Annotated in this window: 16 protein-coding genes; 9 read left to right on the top strand and 7 right to left on the bottom strand. The window is 66.4% G+C overall.

Features of this window, described 5'->3' with window-relative positions; genetic code table 11:
- The first annotated feature begins 317 nt into the window (after nt 1-317).
- From ACEUEL_RS05110 to ACEUEL_RS05090, 5 genes are all read left to right on the top strand, one after another.
- Nucleotides 318-1,829, top strand: coding sequence for a tripartite tricarboxylate transporter permease (locus ACEUEL_RS05110; RefSeq protein WP_405702823.1), 1,512 nt, complete (start codon nt 318-320; stop codon nt 1,827-1,829).
- A complete protein-coding gene (locus tag ACEUEL_RS05105; RefSeq protein WP_405702821.1) occupies nt 1,829-2,362 on the top strand; it encodes a tripartite tricarboxylate transporter TctB family protein in 534 nt (177 codons plus the stop codon). Before ACEUEL_RS05110 ends, ACEUEL_RS05105 begins: the two co-directional genes overlap by 1 nt.
- Nucleotides 2,363-2,423: 61 nt before the next feature.
- Nucleotides 2,424-3,431 carry a Bug family tripartite tricarboxylate transporter substrate binding protein gene (locus ACEUEL_RS05100; RefSeq protein WP_405702818.1) on the top strand — a complete coding sequence of 336 codons (1,008 nt, stop codon included), beginning with the start codon at nt 2,424-2,426 and terminating at the stop codon, nt 3,429-3,431.
- Between the two features lie 63 nt (nt 3,432-3,494).
- Entirely contained in the window at nt 3,495-4,727 is a 1,233-nt protein-coding gene (locus tag ACEUEL_RS05095) for an LVIVD repeat-containing protein (protein ID WP_405702816.1), read from the top strand.
- Nucleotides 4,728-4,788: 61 nt separating this feature from the next.
- Nucleotides 4,789-5,802: a CobW family GTP-binding protein gene (locus ACEUEL_RS05090; protein ID WP_405702814.1), complete on the top strand. Its 1,014-nt coding sequence runs from the start codon at nt 4,789-4,791 to the stop codon at nt 5,800-5,802.
- A gap of 111 nt (nt 5,803-5,913) precedes the next feature.
- Here the strand turns inward: ACEUEL_RS05090 and ACEUEL_RS05085 are convergent, their stop codons facing one another.
- Nucleotides 5,914-6,954, bottom strand: a complete 1,041-nt coding sequence (locus tag ACEUEL_RS05085) for a quinone oxidoreductase family protein (protein WP_405702813.1) — start codon at nt 6,952-6,954, stop codon at nt 5,914-5,916.
- Between the two features lie 211 nt (nt 6,955-7,165).
- Here ACEUEL_RS05085 and ACEUEL_RS05080 point away from each other — a divergent pair, with 211 nt between their 5' ends.
- From ACEUEL_RS05080 to ACEUEL_RS05065, 4 genes are read left to right on the top strand one after another with little or no spacing between them, the layout of a single operon-like run.
- On the top strand, nt 7,166-8,059 hold the full coding sequence (locus ACEUEL_RS05080) for a dioxygenase family protein (RefSeq protein ID WP_405702810.1): 894 nt from the start codon (nt 7,166-7,168) through the stop codon (nt 8,057-8,059).
- Between the two features lie 30 nt (nt 8,060-8,089).
- Nucleotides 8,090-8,866 carry an SDR family NAD(P)-dependent oxidoreductase gene (locus ACEUEL_RS05075; RefSeq protein WP_405702809.1) on the top strand — a complete coding sequence of 259 codons (777 nt, stop codon included), beginning with the start codon at nt 8,090-8,092 and terminating at the stop codon, nt 8,864-8,866.
- Between the two features lie 38 nt (nt 8,867-8,904).
- A complete protein-coding gene (locus ACEUEL_RS05070; protein ID WP_405702806.1) occupies nt 8,905-9,816 on the top strand; it encodes a BKACE family enzyme in 912 nt (303 codons plus the stop codon).
- Nucleotides 9,817-9,829: 13 nt separating this feature from the next.
- On the top strand, nt 9,830-10,180 hold the full coding sequence (locus ACEUEL_RS05065; protein WP_405702805.1) for a cupin domain-containing protein: 351 nt from the start codon (nt 9,830-9,832) through the stop codon (nt 10,178-10,180).
- A 40-nt stretch (nt 10,181-10,220) separates the two neighbouring features.
- Here ACEUEL_RS05065 and ACEUEL_RS05060 read toward each other — a convergent pair whose 3' ends face one another.
- The 6 genes from ACEUEL_RS05060 to ACEUEL_RS05035 all read right to left on the bottom strand — a co-directional run bounded on the left by ACEUEL_RS05060 (nt 10,221) and on the right by ACEUEL_RS05035 (nt 16,572).
- Nucleotides 10,221-11,195 carry an amidohydrolase family protein gene (locus ACEUEL_RS05060; protein ID WP_405702803.1) on the bottom strand — a complete coding sequence of 325 codons (975 nt, stop codon included), beginning with the start codon at nt 11,193-11,195 and terminating at the stop codon, nt 10,221-10,223.
- Nucleotides 11,196-11,238: 43 nt separating this feature from the next.
- Nucleotides 11,239-12,318 carry an alpha/beta hydrolase family protein gene (locus ACEUEL_RS05055; protein WP_405702800.1) on the bottom strand — a complete coding sequence of 360 codons (1,080 nt, stop codon included), beginning with the start codon at nt 12,316-12,318 and terminating at the stop codon, nt 11,239-11,241.
- Complete coding sequence (locus ACEUEL_RS05050) at nt 12,315-13,625, bottom strand: M24 family metallopeptidase (RefSeq protein ID WP_405702798.1); 1,311 nt, start codon at nt 13,623-13,625, stop codon at nt 12,315-12,317. The genes ACEUEL_RS05055 and ACEUEL_RS05050 overlap by 4 nt, the downstream gene beginning before the upstream one ends.
- A gap of 73 nt (nt 13,626-13,698) precedes the next feature.
- Nucleotides 13,699-14,739 carry an ABC transporter substrate-binding protein gene (locus ACEUEL_RS05045; protein WP_405702797.1) on the bottom strand — a complete coding sequence of 347 codons (1,041 nt, stop codon included), beginning with the start codon at nt 14,737-14,739 and terminating at the stop codon, nt 13,699-13,701.
- A 175-nt stretch (nt 14,740-14,914) separates the two neighbouring features.
- A complete protein-coding gene (locus ACEUEL_RS05040) occupies nt 14,915-15,763 on the bottom strand; it encodes an ABC transporter permease (protein ID WP_405706573.1) in 849 nt (282 codons plus the stop codon).
- A gap of 2 nt (nt 15,764-15,765) precedes the next feature.
- The gene (locus ACEUEL_RS05035) at nt 15,766-16,572 is read right to left on the bottom strand and encodes an ABC transporter ATP-binding protein (RefSeq protein WP_405702795.1); all 807 of its coding nucleotides are present in this window, start codon (nt 16,570-16,572) and stop codon (nt 15,766-15,768) included.
- Nucleotides 16,573-16,649: the final 77 nt, after the last annotated feature.

Below are 16,649 nucleotides of genomic sequence, written 5' to 3'. Positions count from 1 at the left end.
ACGGGTCACGCGGCGGCGCCCTGCGTCAACCATTGGCCGGCGCGGTCGGCGTTTGATCCCATCCGCACCCGGCCGCCGCTGATTGCCATCCCCACCACCCGCGTAAATATCCCCCGCGATGGCGCCCGACGATTGACTCGGCTGGCGATCGCGGCGCATATGGCGTCATTGATGCAATCGATTGCATATCCTTCCGGTTACGCTCCGCGCGCCCGGTTACGTCGAGTTGCAATGCGGGTTGCCATCGCCGGCTCCGGCCCGCGCGGAGCTGTGATCAGCCAGAACAATAATAACAAGCCCGGAAGCCAGGAGGACAAATGCTCGGAGCAGTCGTCGACGGCCTCGTGGCGGTATTGACGCCCCAGGCCATCCTCTTCATGTGCGTCGGTGTCGTCTACGGCATTGTCGTCGGCATCATTCCCGGACTGGGCGGCATCGTGGCGATGGCGCTGCTGCTCCCCTTCATTTATGGGCACGAGGTCGCGGCGACGCTGGCCCTGCTCATCGGCTGCCATATCGCGACCATCTGGGGCAGTTCCGTCACCAGCATCCTTTTCAACGTTCCCGGCTCCGCCAAGAGCCTCGCTCTCACCTTTGACGGCTACCCCATGACCCGGCAGGGCCATGCCAGCCGCGCGCTCGGCGCCTCGGCGATGGCCGCGCTGCTGGGCGGGATCATCGGCGCGGTGTTCCTCGCCATCAGCATTCCGATCGTGCGGCCCGTCATGCTGGCGCTCGGCCCGGCGGAATATCTGGTGATGGCCGTCTGGGGCCTGACCGTCATCGCGACCTTCAGCGACGGCTCGCTGCTCAAGGGGCTGATCGCCACCGCCATCGGCGTCAGCCTCGCCTTTGTCGGCATGGATCCGGTTACCGCGACGCCGCGTTACACCTTCGACAGCCTGTTCCTGCTGGACGGCATTTCCTTTCCCGTCGCTATGATCGGCCTCTTCGCCATCGGCGAGATGATCAAGCTCTATGTGCGGGGCGGCGGCATCATCACGCGCGACGTCGGCGCCCTCCAGTCCACCACCATGGACGGCGTCCGCGACACATTCCGCCACAAATGGCTGGTGGTCCGCTCCAGCATGCTCGGGCTTTGGATCGGCGTGCTGCCAGGGATCGGCGCCAGCGTCGGCGGCATCGCCGCCTATGCGCAGGCGGTGCAGACCTCGAAGCATCCCGAGACCTTCGGCACCGGCAATGTCGAGGGCGTCATCGCCCCCGACGCCACGCTCGGCGCGAATGAGGGCGGCGGGTTGCTCCCCACCCTCGCGCTGGGCATCCCGGGCGGCGAGAGCATGGCGATCCTGCTCATCGCCTTCGTCGCGCTCGGCATCGTTCCCGGCCCGCAGATGCTGACCGAGAATCTCGACGTGGTGTTCAGCCTCGTCTGGATCATCGTCATCGCCAGCGCGCTCACCACGGTGATCGGCCTCGCCATCTCGGGCTATCTGGCGCGTCTGCCGGGGCTCAACCCGAAGCTGATCATCCCGCTGGTGATGAGCATTTCGCTGGTGGGGGCCTACGCCACCCGCGGCCACATGGCCGACGTGTTCGTCGCCGGCATCTTCGGCGGCATCGGCTACATCATGATCAAGTACAACTACTCGCGCGCCAACCTGGTGATCGGCATGGTGCTCGCCGGGATGATCGAGCGGACACTGCATCTCTCGATCAGTCACTATGGCGAATATTTCCTGTTCCAGCGCCCCGTGGCGCTGATCATGTTCATCATCCTGGTCATCACCACCGCCCTGCCCTTCATCCGCAGCGCCCGCCGCAAGGCCGCGGCCGCCAACGCCGTTGCCGGCGGGAGGGCCGCGTGATGAGCCGCCGCGCCCAGGAAAACACCGTCCTGCTGATCATCATCGCGCTGTTCATCGCGATGATCTGGGCGAGCCTGGACTATGTCCCGCGCGCCCGCCTCGTGCCGCTGCCGGTGGCGACGATCGGCCTCGTGCTGGCGCTCATGCAGCTCGCCTGGCAGAACCTGCGCAGCACCGACGACCTTCATGTCGACGCACTACAGCTGATCGCCGGCCGCGCCGAAGCGGGCGGCCCGACCCCGGACGCGGCCGGAGCGGAGCCGCCCAAGCCCAGGGCGAAGTTCGCCGACGAGGTCGCCGGCTTCGCCATCGTCGCCGTCGTGACCACCGCCTTCTTCGTGTTCGGGCTGCTGCCGACCACCTTCGTCTTCTGCGCCACCTACCTCATCCTCAGCCGGCAGAGCTCGCCGGTGCGCGCCCTGCTGATCGCCGCCGTGTTCACCGCCATGATCTGGTTCGTCTTCGGCGAGGTTCTGGGGATCCGGATCGATCGCAGCCTCATCGCGCCCTGGGTGGATCGCTGGCTGGGCTGAACGGACATCTACCAAGCCTGAGAGCGCGCCCAAGCGCGCCGACACCCAAGGGAGGATCCGCATGAAGAAACTCGCATTAGGCCTGCTGGCGGCGGCCGCCGCCATGCTCGCCAGCCCCCTCGCCCCGGCCCATGCCGCCGGCTATGAGGGAAAAGTCGTCACCGTCATCGTCCCGCACGGGCCGAGCGGACCGATGAACCAGTATGCCCGCATGATCGCGCCCTTCCTCGCCAAGCACCTGAAGGCGAAGGATGTGCGCATCGATAACCAGCCCGGCGCGGGCACGCTGAAGGGCACCAACCTGCTCTGGAACGCCGAGCCCGACGGGCTGACGATCGCGTTCACCAGCATCGCCACGCCCATCCTCGCCCAGCTCGCCGACAGCCCGGGCGTGCGCTTCGACGCCAACAAATTCGTCTATCTCGGCCGGGTCGCCTACGAGCCGCGCCAGCTCTTCGTCGGCATTCCCTCGAAGATCACGTCCGTCGCCGACATCCAGAAGCCGGACCGCGTCTTCGTCTATCCGGCGCAGGGCACCGACGAAGACTTCTACACCATGTCGATGCTGTCCGATGCGCTCGACTTCAAGATGAAGGTCGTCACCGGCTATGAAGGCATCGCCGACGCGACACTCGCCATCATCAAGGGCGAGGCGGATGGCTACATGGCAGCCGTGGCCTCGGTGCAGGCCAGCCTCAAGGCCGGCGACCTCAAGCCCATCCTGACCATCTCGGAGACGCCGCTGGCCTCCTATCCCGACGTCCCCACCATCATGAGCGAGGTCAAGACGCCGGAGGCCAGGGAGATGGCCAAGAACATCATCGCCATCCAGTCGATGAACCGCACCTTCTTCGGTCCGCCCAACATGGATCCGGCGATGGTCGAGGCGATGCGGCAGGCAGTGAAGGACACGATCGCCGATCCGGAACTGCTCGCCCAGGCGGCGAAGATGGGCTTTCCGCTCGATTTCATCGACGGCGCGACCGTGCAGGAACGCGTCAGCGGCATCATCGCCGCCAGCCAGACGCTCAAGCCCATCCTCAAGGCCGCCCTGCAGTCGATCAAGTAACGCCCCTAGCCATGGCGGGCGCCCCGACGAGGGGTGCCCGCCCTATCCCGTGGACAGGAACCGATGAACGAGCACACGCGTCCCGACGGCACCATCGCCCACAATTTCAAGCTCCTCGCCCACCACGAGCTCGACGGCTTCGGCGGCATCGGCGAGGGCATGTCGATCCAGATCGCCCGAGACGGGCGCCGCATTTTGTGGCTCGCGCACGAGACGGCGCCGAAGAACTTCACCGGTGTCGACGTTAGCGACCCGCGCGCGCCGAAAGTCGTCGTGCAGACCGAACTGCCGCAGCCCTACATGCGCTCCAACTCGCTCGAGGTGGTCGGCGACATCATGGCCGTCGCCTATCAATGCAAGCAGCAGGGCCAGCAGCCCGCGGGCATGGAGCTGTTCGACATCTCGGTCCCGGAAAACCCGCGCTCGATCGCCTTCTTCGACTGCTCCGGCCCCTATTCGCGCGGCGTCCACCAGCTCTGGTTCTGCGACGGCGAATACATCCACCTGTCGGGCGGCGCGGCCGACTTCCAGTCGCACCACAAGGGCGATGACCAGTTCTACCGCATCATCGACGTGCGCAATCCCTCGAAGCCCGAGGAAGTCGGACGCTGGTGGCTGCCCGGCGTGCGGGTCGGTGACACCGAGCCGCCGCCGGTGCGGCACACGACGATCGACACCGGATTCCGCGTCCACAACACCAATGTCTATCCGCAGCGGCCGGATCGCTGCTACATCGGCTGCGTCGATGGTGGCGTGGTGATCCTCGACATCTCCGACAAGTCGAAGCCGAAGATGATCTCGCGCTGGGACAATTCCCCGCCCTTCCTCGGCTTCACCCACACCGTCCTGCCGCTGTTCGACCGCGACCTTCTGGTGGTGACGGACGAGGCGATCCGCGACGACGCCGGCGATTGGCCCAAGCTGATCTGGATTCTCGATGCGCGGTCGGAAGAGAATCTGGTTCCCATCTCGACCTGCCCGGCTCCGGCCTTCGACACCTTCGCCCATCAGGGCGGGCGCTACGGCGCGCACAACATCCATGAGAACGTGCCACGGCCGACGTCGTGGCAATCGGATCAGATCATCCTCGGCACATTCTACAATGCCGGCCTGCGCGCCTACGACATCTCGAACCCCTATGCGCCGCAGGAAGTGGGCTATTTCGTTCCCCCTGCCCCGGCTCTGGCCCCGAAAGGCACGATCCAGCTCAACGATGTGTTCGTCGACGAGCGTCAGGTGGTCTACACCGTCGACCGCTTCGTCGGCGGGCTCTACATTCTCGAAATGAACCTGTGACGGAGGGCCGGCCGCGACGGCCACGGTACGGGCAGCCGGCCAACGAAAGCCTGCGATGACATTGAACTTCGCCGCGTCCCTCCCCTTCAACACGGCCGGGCACGGCTCGCATCCCTTCGGCCGCCGCCATCGCGAACCCCGCGGGGCGCGGCGGCCGGTGGTTCTCGTGGCCGGCTTCCATGGCGCCGGCAAGACGACGCTGATCAACCGCATCATCGCCACCAGCGGGACGAGCGCGGTCGTGATCAGCGAAGCGGATGACACCGCAACCGCCGGAGCGATCCCGGCCGGCTGCATCTGCTGTCCCTCACGCGGCGAGATGGAGCGCGTACTGGCCGATCTCGTGCGCGATCAGGCGTCGGGGCGGATCAGCCCGTTCGACCATGTCGTAATCGAGACGGCCGGGGGCGCCGATCCCTCGCCGCTCATGAAGTCGCTGCTCGACGAGCGCAATCTCGGGAGGCACTTCCACCTCGCCTCGGTGATGGCCGTCGTCGACGCTCCCACGGGCGCAGTCACGCTGCGCGGATCGTCCACCGCCCAGCGGCAGGTCGCAGTGGCCGACCGCATCGTCGTGATGCGTTCCGCGCTGGCCGATGAAGCCGCTCTCGCCGATCTGCGCGGCATCGTGGGTGGGCTCAATCCGTCGGCGCCCTGGATCGAGGACGGCGACCCGGACGCCGCGGGCGATCATCTGCTGCGCGACGGCTCCCTGCCCTTTCCGAGGCTGGACGGACCGGTCCTGTGCGAGACGATGACGGACGAGCACGTGTCGTTCCGTCTCGAATTCCCCGATCCCCTGCCGTGGGCGGCGTTCGCGGCTGCCATGAGCCTGCTGAGCGACATGAGGGGTGCCGACCTGCTTCGCGTCAAGGGGCTGATCGCGATCGAAGGCTGCGCGGGCCCGGTCGTCATCCAGATCGTCCAGAACGTCGCGCAGAAGCCGCTGGAGCTGGAACGCTGGCCACGTGACGAGGCGGCTTCGGAACTCCTCTTCGTCACGCGCGGCCTCGCCCCGGCGACCGTGAAAGACCTGTTCGACGCGGTCATCGCCCTGCGAAAAGGAACTGGCTAGGCCGTCGCGTCCAGGCTGGAACCGCCGCCCCTGAAAAGACCAACGGCGCGCCTCCGGAGGAGACGCGCCGTTCGTTTTCGTCCATGCGGCCAGCAGACCGGCCCGCCGCCGTCAGGGCCGCAGCACGATGCGGTCGCGCGAACTGTTCCACACTTCCGCATAGGCCCGCGCAGCCTCCTCCAGCGGGAAAGTCGCCCCGGAGTGCACGGGAAAGGCCTTCAGCTTGCCGCTCTCGAAGCCCGGGCGCAGCGCCTCGAGGATCCGCCCGCAGGCCGCGCCGTTCAAGGCCAGGCTGTCGATGCCGATGAACTTGTGGCGCCCGCGGAAGAAGCGGAAAATGTCGAACGGCACCGCTCGTTCGATCGTCGAGATGAAGATTTGCCGCGCATCCGGCGCCATGGTGGCGCAAGCCGCCTCGAAATATGGGCTGCCGACCGTGTTGTAGACGATGTCGGCGCCGTGGCCGCCGGTCGCGCCCCGCACGTGCGCGGCAATATCCTGCGTGCTCGCATCGATCATCTCGATCGGGCGGTTGGCATGGCCCATATACGGCTCGGTGGTGCGTTCGACGGCGAAGACTCGCGCCCCCGCCATGGTCGCGAGTTGCACCACCGCCTGGCCGACCTTGCCGTTTCCACCCAGAACGAGGACCACATCGCTCGGCTTCACCCCGCCGGCGGTCTCAAGTCCCTCATAGGCGGTAATGAAGGGAACACCGATCGCCCCGGCCTCGTCCAGCGTGATGGTCGAGGGCTTCTCATGGATCTCTTCGGCAGAAACCACGAGATATTTCCGGTGGGTGCCATCGCGGCGGATGCCCAGTTCACCACTGCTGCCCCACACCTCCTTGCCGACGAGGTGGGGCGGCCCCTCGATGACAACGCCCGCATAGTCGCGGCCGGGTGTACGCGGCCAGATCGCATAGGGCATGTGGCCGAGCGCGGCTTTCACGTCGCTCATATTCACGCCGGAGGCCTTCACCTCGACAATGCATTCGCCCGGACCGGGCACCGGAGCGTTCACGGGCTCCACCTTGGGAGCCAGCGCCTCGACGCCCTCGGCCTTGGCGTAAAGCCGAATGCCGGGGCCGCTGGTGCCGGCATTGCTGCGCGGGGCGCGTGATGTCGTGCCGTCGAGTGTCGTATCTGTCATCGCCGTTCCTCGCTACTATCAACTCAGCTACCACAAGGCGCACTACTGTGCAATCGTTTGCGCAAACATCCCTAGCCTCCCGAAACCGTCGCATTCCGTTGCGGCATTCTGCCGCCAAGAAGGTCGACAACGCATTCCGCTTGATTTCATGCAAACGATTGCGTAACAGTCAAGTCGACCAATACGCCAGCGATAAGCGGGGACACGTCCGGTGATCATAGACAGCGAAGCCAGCGTCACGAGGGCCGTGCTCGCGGCCATGGAGCACACCCCGAACGAGCGTCTCCGCGAGATCATGGCCGCCCTTGTCCGACATGCTCACGCCTTCGCGCGGGACGTCCACCTGACCGAGGAGGAGTTCGACATCGGAATCGACTTCCTCAACCGGATCGGCAAGGCCACGAACGACGCGCACAACGAGGCGATCCTGTTCTCCGACACGATCGGATTCTCGACGCTCGTCTGCCTGCTGAACAACGGCCAGAACGGCGCCACCGAGACCGCATCCGCACTGCTCGGCCCCTTCTGGCGCATGAACTCGCCGGTGACGCCGAATGGCGGCTCGATCATTCGCTCGCCGACGCCCGGCCCCGCGCTGTTCGCCGATTGCCGGATATCGGATCCGGACGGCAATCCGCTCGAAGGCGTCGAGGTCGATGTGTGGCAGGCCTCCCCGATCGGCATGTACGAGAACCAGGACGAGAACCAGGCCGATATGAACCTGCGTGGCAAATTCACGTCGGACACCGCCGGCCGGTTCTGGTTCCGCTCGGTGAAGCCGGCCGGATATCCGGTGCCCATGGACGGCCCCACAGGCGACATGCTGCGCGCGCAGCGACGCCACCCCTACCGGCCGGCGCACCTGCATTTCCTCGCCTTCAAGCCGGGACGCAAGACCTTGATCACGCAGGTCTTCGTCGATGACGACGAACGGCTGGAAACCGACGTGGTGTTCGGCGTCACCAGCCACCTGATCGGCAATTACCGCAAGCGCACCGGTGAGACGCCCCCCGCGCCGGACATCAATGATGACTGGTACTCGCTCGACTATCACTTCGTGATGGAGCCGGGCGACGCCAAGCTGCCGCATCCCCCGATCAAGTAAGCCCTCCGTCGCCCGCGGACCAACAGCGAGATGAGCGTGCCAAGTTCCATGTATCCCAAGCCGCTGAACCGGAAAGTTGCCCTCGTGCTCGGCGGTGCCGGCGGGATCGGGGCCGCGTCGAGCCGCCTTCTTGCAGATGCCGGCGCCACTGTCGTCGTCGCCCATCGTCCGGGCGAGCGGGGTTCGCAGGCCGCCGCCGCCGTGATCGCCACGCTTTCCGGGCAGGGCCATTCCGCCGTTCCGGTGGATATCGCCGCGACTCCCACCCTCCTCGCGGCACGCGACGCGATCGCCGCGCTTCACGGTCGCCTCGACATTCTCGTCAACGCAGCCGGTTTCACCAAGCCGGTCCCTCATGCGGCGCTCGACCAGCTCGACGATGACCTGATCGACCGCATGTTCCAGGTGAACTGGCGCGGCGCCTTCGCCGCCGTGCGGACCTTCGCGCCGATGCTGAAGGCGTCCGGCGACGGCTTGATCGTGTCCGTCTCGTCCATCTCCGCCACGACCGGCGTGGGGTCGTCGATCGCCTATTGCGCGGCCAAGGCCGGGATCGACGTGATGACCAAGTCGCTGGCCCGGGCCCTGGCGCCGGAGATCCGCGTCCTCGCCGTCTCGCCGGGCGTCGTCGATACGGGCTTCGTGCCGGGCCGTGGAGCCGATTTCAACGACAAGGTTGCCGCCACGACACCGCTGCGCCGCATCGCAACGGCGGACGATATCGCCGGCGGCATCCTCGCCTGCGCCACCCATCTCGGCTTCTCGACCGGCAATGTCATCGTCGTCGATGGCGGTCGCTCGCTCTGACGCCCAGCCCACCAGCTATCGACGGTCCGGAGAACGACATGCGCCCGCCGCGGAACAAGATCTTCATCACCTGCGCCGTCACCGGCAACCTCACCACCCCGGACCAGACGCCGCATCTGCCGATCACGCCGGAGCAGATCATCGATGCCTGCCTCGGTGCGGCGGAGGCCGGGGCCGCGATCGTCCACATCCACGTCCGCGACCCGAAGACCGGGCGGCCGTCGATGGACATCGACTATTACCGCGAGGTGGTGGAGACGCTGCGGGCGCGCCGCCCGGACCTCATCCTCAACCTCACCACCGGCCCCGGCGGTCGTTTCGTCCCCTCGCCCGACGAGCCGCGCGTCGCGGGCCCCGGGACGACCCTCATGGTGCCGGAGAAGCGGGTGGAGCACATCGCCATCCTCAAGCCGGACATCTCCACGCTCGATCTCAACACGATGAATTCCGGCGCCGAGGTGGTGATCAATACGCCGGCCAATGTCCGACGCATGGCGAAGGTCATTCGCGAAGCGGGCGTGAAGCCCGAGCTCGAACTCTTCGATTCCGGAGACATCGCCCTGATGAGCGCCATGATCGCCGACGGCAGCCTGGAGCCCTCCCCGCTCTGCACGGTCATTCTCGGCGTGCGCTACGGCTTCCAGCCGAGCCCCGAGACCGTGCTCTACGCTCGCAACCTGCTGCCGCCCGGAACCGAATTCACCGCGCTCGGCATCGGCCGAACGATCTTCGCCACCGCGGCTCAGTCGTATCTCGCCGGCGGGCATGTCCGGGTGGGGCTGGAGGATTCCGTCTATCTGGGCAAGGGCGAACTCGCCCCCAGCAACGCCGCCATGGTGGAGAAGGCCCGCCTGATCGTCGAACAGCTCGGCGGGCAGATCATGAACGCGCGCGAGGCGCGCGAGTTGCTGCGCCTTCCCGAGGCGAGCGGCGCGGCGCGCGCGGCCTGAGGGGAGCGGCACCATGGACATCACACGCTTTGCGGGCGCGCCCGCCTATGACGCTCCGGGGCATGCCGACATGCGCATGCTCCGCCTGCAGGGCCGCGAGGCGGGACCCTCCGACAGTCTGTGGCTCGGGGTGAGCCACCTATTGCCGGGTGGCGGCACCACCCTCGACGCCTCCGGGCTCGAGAAGATGTACGTGGTTCTCGACGGCGAAGTGACCATCTCCAACGGCTCGGAGACGGTCACGCTCGGCGTGTGGGATTCCTGCCGGATCGCGCCGCATGAAGGGCGCCAGCTCTCCAACCGCACCAACCGAACGGCAACCATCCTGCTCGCCATGCCTCTGGCACCGCCCTCGGCGGGCTGACGCGCCAGGCCATTGCATCCTGGCCTGTTGCAACTCGGCGTCAGCTGCCGAAGCGACGGCGGAAGGCCCCCGACAGGACGAGGTTCTCGCGCACCGCGCCGAGGCCCGCGGTGCGGACCGTGTTCACCAGCTCGGGATCGGCCATGTCGAACGGGTAGTCGCTGCCGAGAAAGACATGGTCGGCCCCCACTTGCCCGACGAGATAGGCGAGCGCCGCGGCCGAGTGCGTGACGGTGTCGAAGGTCAGGCGGGCGAAGGATTCTTCCACCGAACCGGACATGCGGACCGTCGTTTCCGGGCGCACGAGACGGCCCCGGATCAGCCGGCCGACATTGTAGGGCAAGAAGCCCCCGCCATGGACCAGGCAGATGGTGAGGCGCGGAAAGCGCTCCAGCACGCCGCCGAAGATCAGCCGTGCGCCGGCCACCGTCGTCTGGAGAGGGTTCTGGACGAGGTTGTTGAGATAGTAATCCGCGAAGGCGTCCGCGGGCGGCTCGAGCGGAGGATGGATCATGATGAAGGCATCGAGGGCTTCGGCAGCCGCCCAGAACGGATCGAGCGAGGGGTCGTCGAGGAAGACGCTGCGGCTGACCGAGGTGGCGATCTCGACTCCCAGCAGGCCCAGCGGACCCATCGCCTCCCGCAGCACCTCCACCGCCAGATCGGGATGCTGAAGCGGCGCAGTGCCGATGCCCGCATAACGCCCAGGATCCCCGGCGCAGACCGCCGCGATCTCCGCGTTCACCGCCCGATGAAACCACTCCGCCTCAGTCGGGGCGAGCGAGTAGTCGCAGAGCGCGATCCATGGGGAGAGCACCTGGGCGGCAACGCCCTGCTCCTCCATGGCACGCACGCGCACATCGAGCGCAACCATGCCAGGCGCCAGCGGCACACGGGAGGGGCGTCCCGCCAGCGTGACCCTAACGCCGTCCTCGCCGCGGCTCGCCGCGTAGCCCGCCCGCTCGCCAACCTCGAAGCGCGTAATCAGCCCCTCGGGAACGATGTGGGCATGCATATCCAGCGGCCCCGGCCGCAGGCGAAGTCGAGACACCATGTTGTCAGGCTTTCAGATGGCTGCCGATCCAGTCGGCGACGAGCGGGCGCCACGCATAGGGCATGTTGTTGCAGACGTGGTTGCCCTCCGCGAACATGTGAAGAACCTTCGCGGGACTGGGAATTTCGCGGTAGAGACGCTCGGCCTGTTCCTTCGGGATGAGCCGGTCCTTGGCACCGAAGATGATCATGAACGGCCGCTCGATCCGCCCTGCCGCCTCGCGCAGCGTAAGCGCCTTTGCCCGCTCCGCCGCGCTGGCCTCGTCCGGCGAATGGCTGCGCAGCGTGAAGGCCTGCCGCGAGATCAGCGGCATGGTCTCGAACTCCTCGCCGAAATCATACGGCCCACCGGATGCCGCGGCACAGGTAAGCCGGGGCTCATGGGCCGCCGCCCGGGCCGCATAATAGCCGCCGAGACTGATGCCGATGGCGCCCACCCTTCCGGCGTCGACGTCATCCCGGCTCTCGAGAAAATCGATCACGGCGCCGGCCACCTTCTCGAAGGCCGGCTCGATCGGCAGGGCTTCCGCCTCCCCCTGTCCCGGCCCGTCGAATGTCAGCGTCGCCATGCCGCGGGCGTGGAACAGCGGCTCGAAGCTGTTCATCTCCTCCTTCACGGAGTCGAGGCCGCAGATGATGATCGCCACCGGCGGCCGGGCGATCCCGGGCGGGCGGCGCAGATAGCCCGGCAGGGAATTGCCGGCATACGGGATCGCCACGAGCTCGGCGGATGGCGAGAGGTGCGGCGCCGCCTTCCGGTAGTTGACGATGGTCGCCGCGTTGGCGCGGGCATACTGTTCCATATCGTCGAAGAAGACGAACTTGCCGAAGTGGTGGCACAAGGCGGCTCGAACATACGCCTCCGCCGCCGAAGCTACGCTGCCGCGCGCCGAGGCCTCGTGCGCGATCGCCTCATGCGTGCCGGCCGTGCGCGACCACTCCGCGCTCCAGTCCCGCCAGCGCGAGATGCGCGCCGTCGTGGTCCGGAAGTCGTTGTAGTCGATGCCGTTTGCGATGAGACGCGGGGCCCAGTGGGCGATCGCATCCCGTACATTGGCATCGACCACCGGGCTGGCCTCGTTCATGGCTTGACCACCGTCAGTTCGATCGGCCAGCTGTCCACGCATTCGCGGCCGTTCTCGGTCACGATGAAGGTATGGCCGACGAACATGCCGAGCCGGCCATCGGCAGTGATCGGGTTCGGCTCGGCCATGATCACCATGCCCGGCTTCATGATCTCCTCGAAGGGCTCGACCTCGATGCGATCCTGGAACACGTGAGGTCCATCGGAGACGAAATCGATGCCGTGGCAGTGAATCGGCCGCGACTGGACGCCCTTCTGCCGGAAGAACTCGCCGGCGATCCGCAACTGGTCGACCGGGTTGCCGGGATAGATTTCCTCAACCATGCGATGATAGCCCGGCTCGGCGATCTCGTCCCAGAAGCGCCGTACCCAGGCCGGCGGCTCGCCGAGACAGATCGGCTGGCCGATCTGGGCGGAATAGCCACGATAGCCGGCCGCGAGCTCCATGAGAACGATGTCGCCCTCCTGAAGCTCTCGCCAGGAGGGACGCGGGTTGCCGAACACCATCGCGGGATCGGCCGTAGGAGTGGAGCCGATGATCAGGAAGTCGATGTCGCCATTGCCTTCGAGGATCGCCGCACCGGCCGCCGCCCGCAGCTGATACTCGGTCACGCCGGGGCGCATGCGGTCCCGCAACGCCTCCATGGCATTGGTGCAGAGCTTGCCAGCGGTGCGGATGCAGTCGAGTTCCTCGGCGCTGTGAACCGACAGCAACTCGTGCAGCAGGCCGTGCGTGAAGACCAGTTCGGCATCCGGCAGGTGCTCGCGCAGGCTGTTATACTGGTTGACCGGCAGATAGTCGCCGTGACGGGGATCAATCTCGGTCAGTCCGATGCGTCCGTGCGTCAGGCCGAGTTCCTTCAGACGATCGACGATCACCTCCGCAAACCGGCCATTCCGTGAGGGACGCACGTCGCTGAGGGCTCCCGCGGTCTCGCGGCGGACAGCCTCGATGTGGGTGCCGCCCATCGAATAGACCAGCGTCGGTTCGCCCTCCTTCGGGAAGACGACATAGTTGGCAAGCGCATGCCATTCCCAGTGCCCGGTCAGCCACAGCATGCCGCCGCCGAAGCTCCAGTGGCTGGGGCCGCCGTTCAGGATGATGGCGTCAAGACCGAGTTCCTGCATCTTCGCCCGCAGCGCCGCGTGCCGGCGGGCATACTCCCCCGGCGAAAACTGCTCATATTTGGCGTGCTTGTAATAGGGCGTGCCGCGCATGGCGTTGAAGGAAGGTCCGTGGTCAAGCCGGCTGGAAAGCTCGTCCCAAGGCAGGGAAGCTCCGGCACGGGCGCGGATCGGGCTGTTCATGCGACATTCCTCTGACGCGACGGCGGACAGAAAAAAGGGCGCGCCACCCGGAGGCAGCGCGCCCGACGAGAGTTCAGAGCGAGCAGTTGCCGATCTTGGTCGGGCCACCCGCCTTCTGGACTGCGGCCTCGGCCAGCGACAGGTCGACCAGTTGCTCGAATGTCAGCCCCTTCTCGGCCGGGATATCACCAGCCTCGACGCTGTTCTTGATGGTCCACTCCCCGCGGACCTTGTCGAAGCCGGTATTCACCGCCCAGACGCAGTTCTTGGTGAGCTCGCCCCAGGCGAATTCGACGGCTTCCTTGGGCTTCTCCGACACACGGATCATGGTCGGCAGGACCTTGTCCTTGTCCGTGTAGATCGTGCGGTTCGCCTCGATCATCGCCGCCATCCCGTCGATCAGCAGCTGACGGTCACGCTGGATGTAGCTGTCGGAAGCGCCGTACATGTTGAACACGTAGTTCGGCAGGTCGTTCGACAGTACCGCCAGCGGGTGGATCCCGGGCTTCTGCAGCGCCAGATAGAGATCTTCCGGATGCAGCGCGACGCCGTCGAGCTGGCCCGAGAGCAGGCCCGGCAGGCGCCCGGCAAGACCCTGCGAGATGAACTGCGCGTCGTCGACCGTCAGGCCGCCCTTCTGCAGCAGGTACCGCCCCATGCGCCAGTTGAACCCGCCGACGCCGCCGCCGGCGGCCGACAGGCGCTTGCCCTTGAGATCCTTGGGCGTGTCGATACCGGGCGTCACCGTGTAGGCATGCGGCAGGCGCGGCAGGAAACCCCAGATCTGCTTGGCCTTCATGCCGGACCCGACCATCACGTCGGTAACGTTGGCAACCACCTTGCCCTGCTGCAGCGCCGACATCAGCGCCGCGGAGGAGCCGCCCTCGAAGGGGGTGATGGTGGCGTTGATGCAGTATTTCTCGAACAGCCCGAGGTCCTTGGCGACGTAGGGCGTCGTGTGCACGACATTCGGCGGAACCACCGAGACGCCTATATTGAGTTCGCGCATCCCGTTGGGGCAGTTCGCGGCCTGCGCGTTGGCACTGGCGCTGGCACCGATGGCAAGGGCGCAGGCAAGCGCCGCTCCGGAGAGCGGCTTCATCAGCTTCGTCATTGTTTCCTCCATCGCGCCCGTTTCCCGGGTCGCTGTGCACGAGGCACGTTGTGGACGGCGCCGGGCGCCGGTAGTGCAGGCAGACAAAACACGCGTCACAAGGGACGAAGGGTGCGGGACGGCACTCCGCTCGATAGAAGGAAAGCCGCCCGGAACGAGCCCGGGCGGCAGGGGATCAGTCGCGCGGCGCGTTGGTCCAGGGCGCGACCTTCTTCTCGAGCAGGCGTACCAGCGCCGTCGAGAGCACACCGAGGATGCCGAGCGTGACGATCGGCACGAACATCCGATCGATCTGGAACGTCGAGGCGGTCCGCAGGATCAGGTAACCGATGCCGGAGATCGCGGTGTAGAGGTCGGCGAGCACCATGCCGATCAGGCCGCGGCCGACCGCGAGCCGCACGCCCGTGACAATGAAGGGCAGCGCCGCCGGTATAATGATATTTCGCCACAGCTGCCATTCCGAGCAGCGGAACGCCTTGCCGACCTCGAGCAGTTTGGGGTCGACGTTCTTCACACCCTGGTAGGTGTTGATCACCAGGGGGAAGAAGGCGAACAGGAACAGGATGATCACTTTCGCCGTCATGTCGTAGCCGGCCCACAGCACGATGAGCGGCACAAGCGCGACCGTCGGCGTGCAGTAGAGGAAAGTGATGTACATGTCGAAGGCGGCATCGAGCGTACGGTACCGCGCAAGGGCAAGACCCATGCTGATGCCGGCGACCGCCGCCAGCGCCAACCCGTAGATGAAGACGAGAAGGCTGGGGGCGAGATACTGCCACAGTTCGCCACTGCCGATCATCTGAACCGCGGCCTTCGCCACGGCAATCGGGGTCGTGAACAGGATCGGGTCGATGTTCGAACCGACGATCTGCCACAGCGTCAACGCCACGATCAGCGAGATCACGCGGATGAGGATGACCTGCATTCCCTCGCGGCGACGGCGCCTTGCGGACGCCGCCTTGATGCGCGCCTGATCGTCCGCGATGCTGGATTGCTCGGCAGGGGCAAGGCTTTGAACGGTCATGCTCACGCTGCAATCTCCTGCGTCTTCTTCGCGCGCTCGGGGCGAAGCTCGTTCCAGATGTGCTCGCGCAATTCGGTGAAGCGGCGATCGGCGCGGATGGCGTCGACGTCGCGCGGCCAGCCGAACGGCATGTCGAGGATTTCGCTGATGCGCCCCGGCCGGGCGCTCATCACCGCGATGCGGTCGCCGAGGATGATGGCCTCGTCGATCGAGTGGGTGATGAACACCATGGTCTTGCGCTCGTCGGGTCGATCCATCAGCGCGAGGAGCTCTTCCTGGAGCACCTCGCGGGTCTGGGCGTCGAGCGCGGCGAACGGCTCGTCCATCAGCATGACCGAAGGGTTCATTGCGAGGGCGCGGACGAGACCGACCCGCTGCTGCATGCCGCCCGACAGCTGATAGGGATAGTGCTTCTCGAAGCCCGAGAGCCCAGCCAGCGCGAGATAGTGCAACACACGTTCCTTGATCACCGCCTGCGGTGTGCCGCGCATGGCAAGGCCGAAGGCGGCATTGTCGTACACCGTCTTCCACGGCAGCAGGCCGAAATGCTGGAACACGGTGGCGACGCCGTCCGGCGGACCGTTTATCGGCTTGCCGTGCACCAGCAGCCGGCCGTCGCTGATGTCGGTCAGTCCGGCAATGCAGCGCAGGAAGGTCGTCTTACCGCATCCGCTGGGGCCTACGATGCAGAGGATTTCCTGCCGCCGCACCTCCAGGTTGAGGCGACGGAAGGCGACGACCGTTCCATCCACGAACAGCTTGCTGGCATTCTCCGCCTGGATGGCGACGTCATTGGGGTCACTGATCATTGGCGCTACCTCCACGGCGGTCTTTCTGACCATCTTGTGCGAACGTTTGCATGGTTGAGGAGCTTGACGTCCCCGTC

Source organism: Ancylobacter terrae (assembly GCF_045108345.1).
Lineage (GTDB): Bacteria > Pseudomonadota > Alphaproteobacteria > Rhizobiales > Xanthobacteraceae > Ancylobacter.
This window is presented reverse-complemented; position numbering and strand designations above follow the sequence as displayed.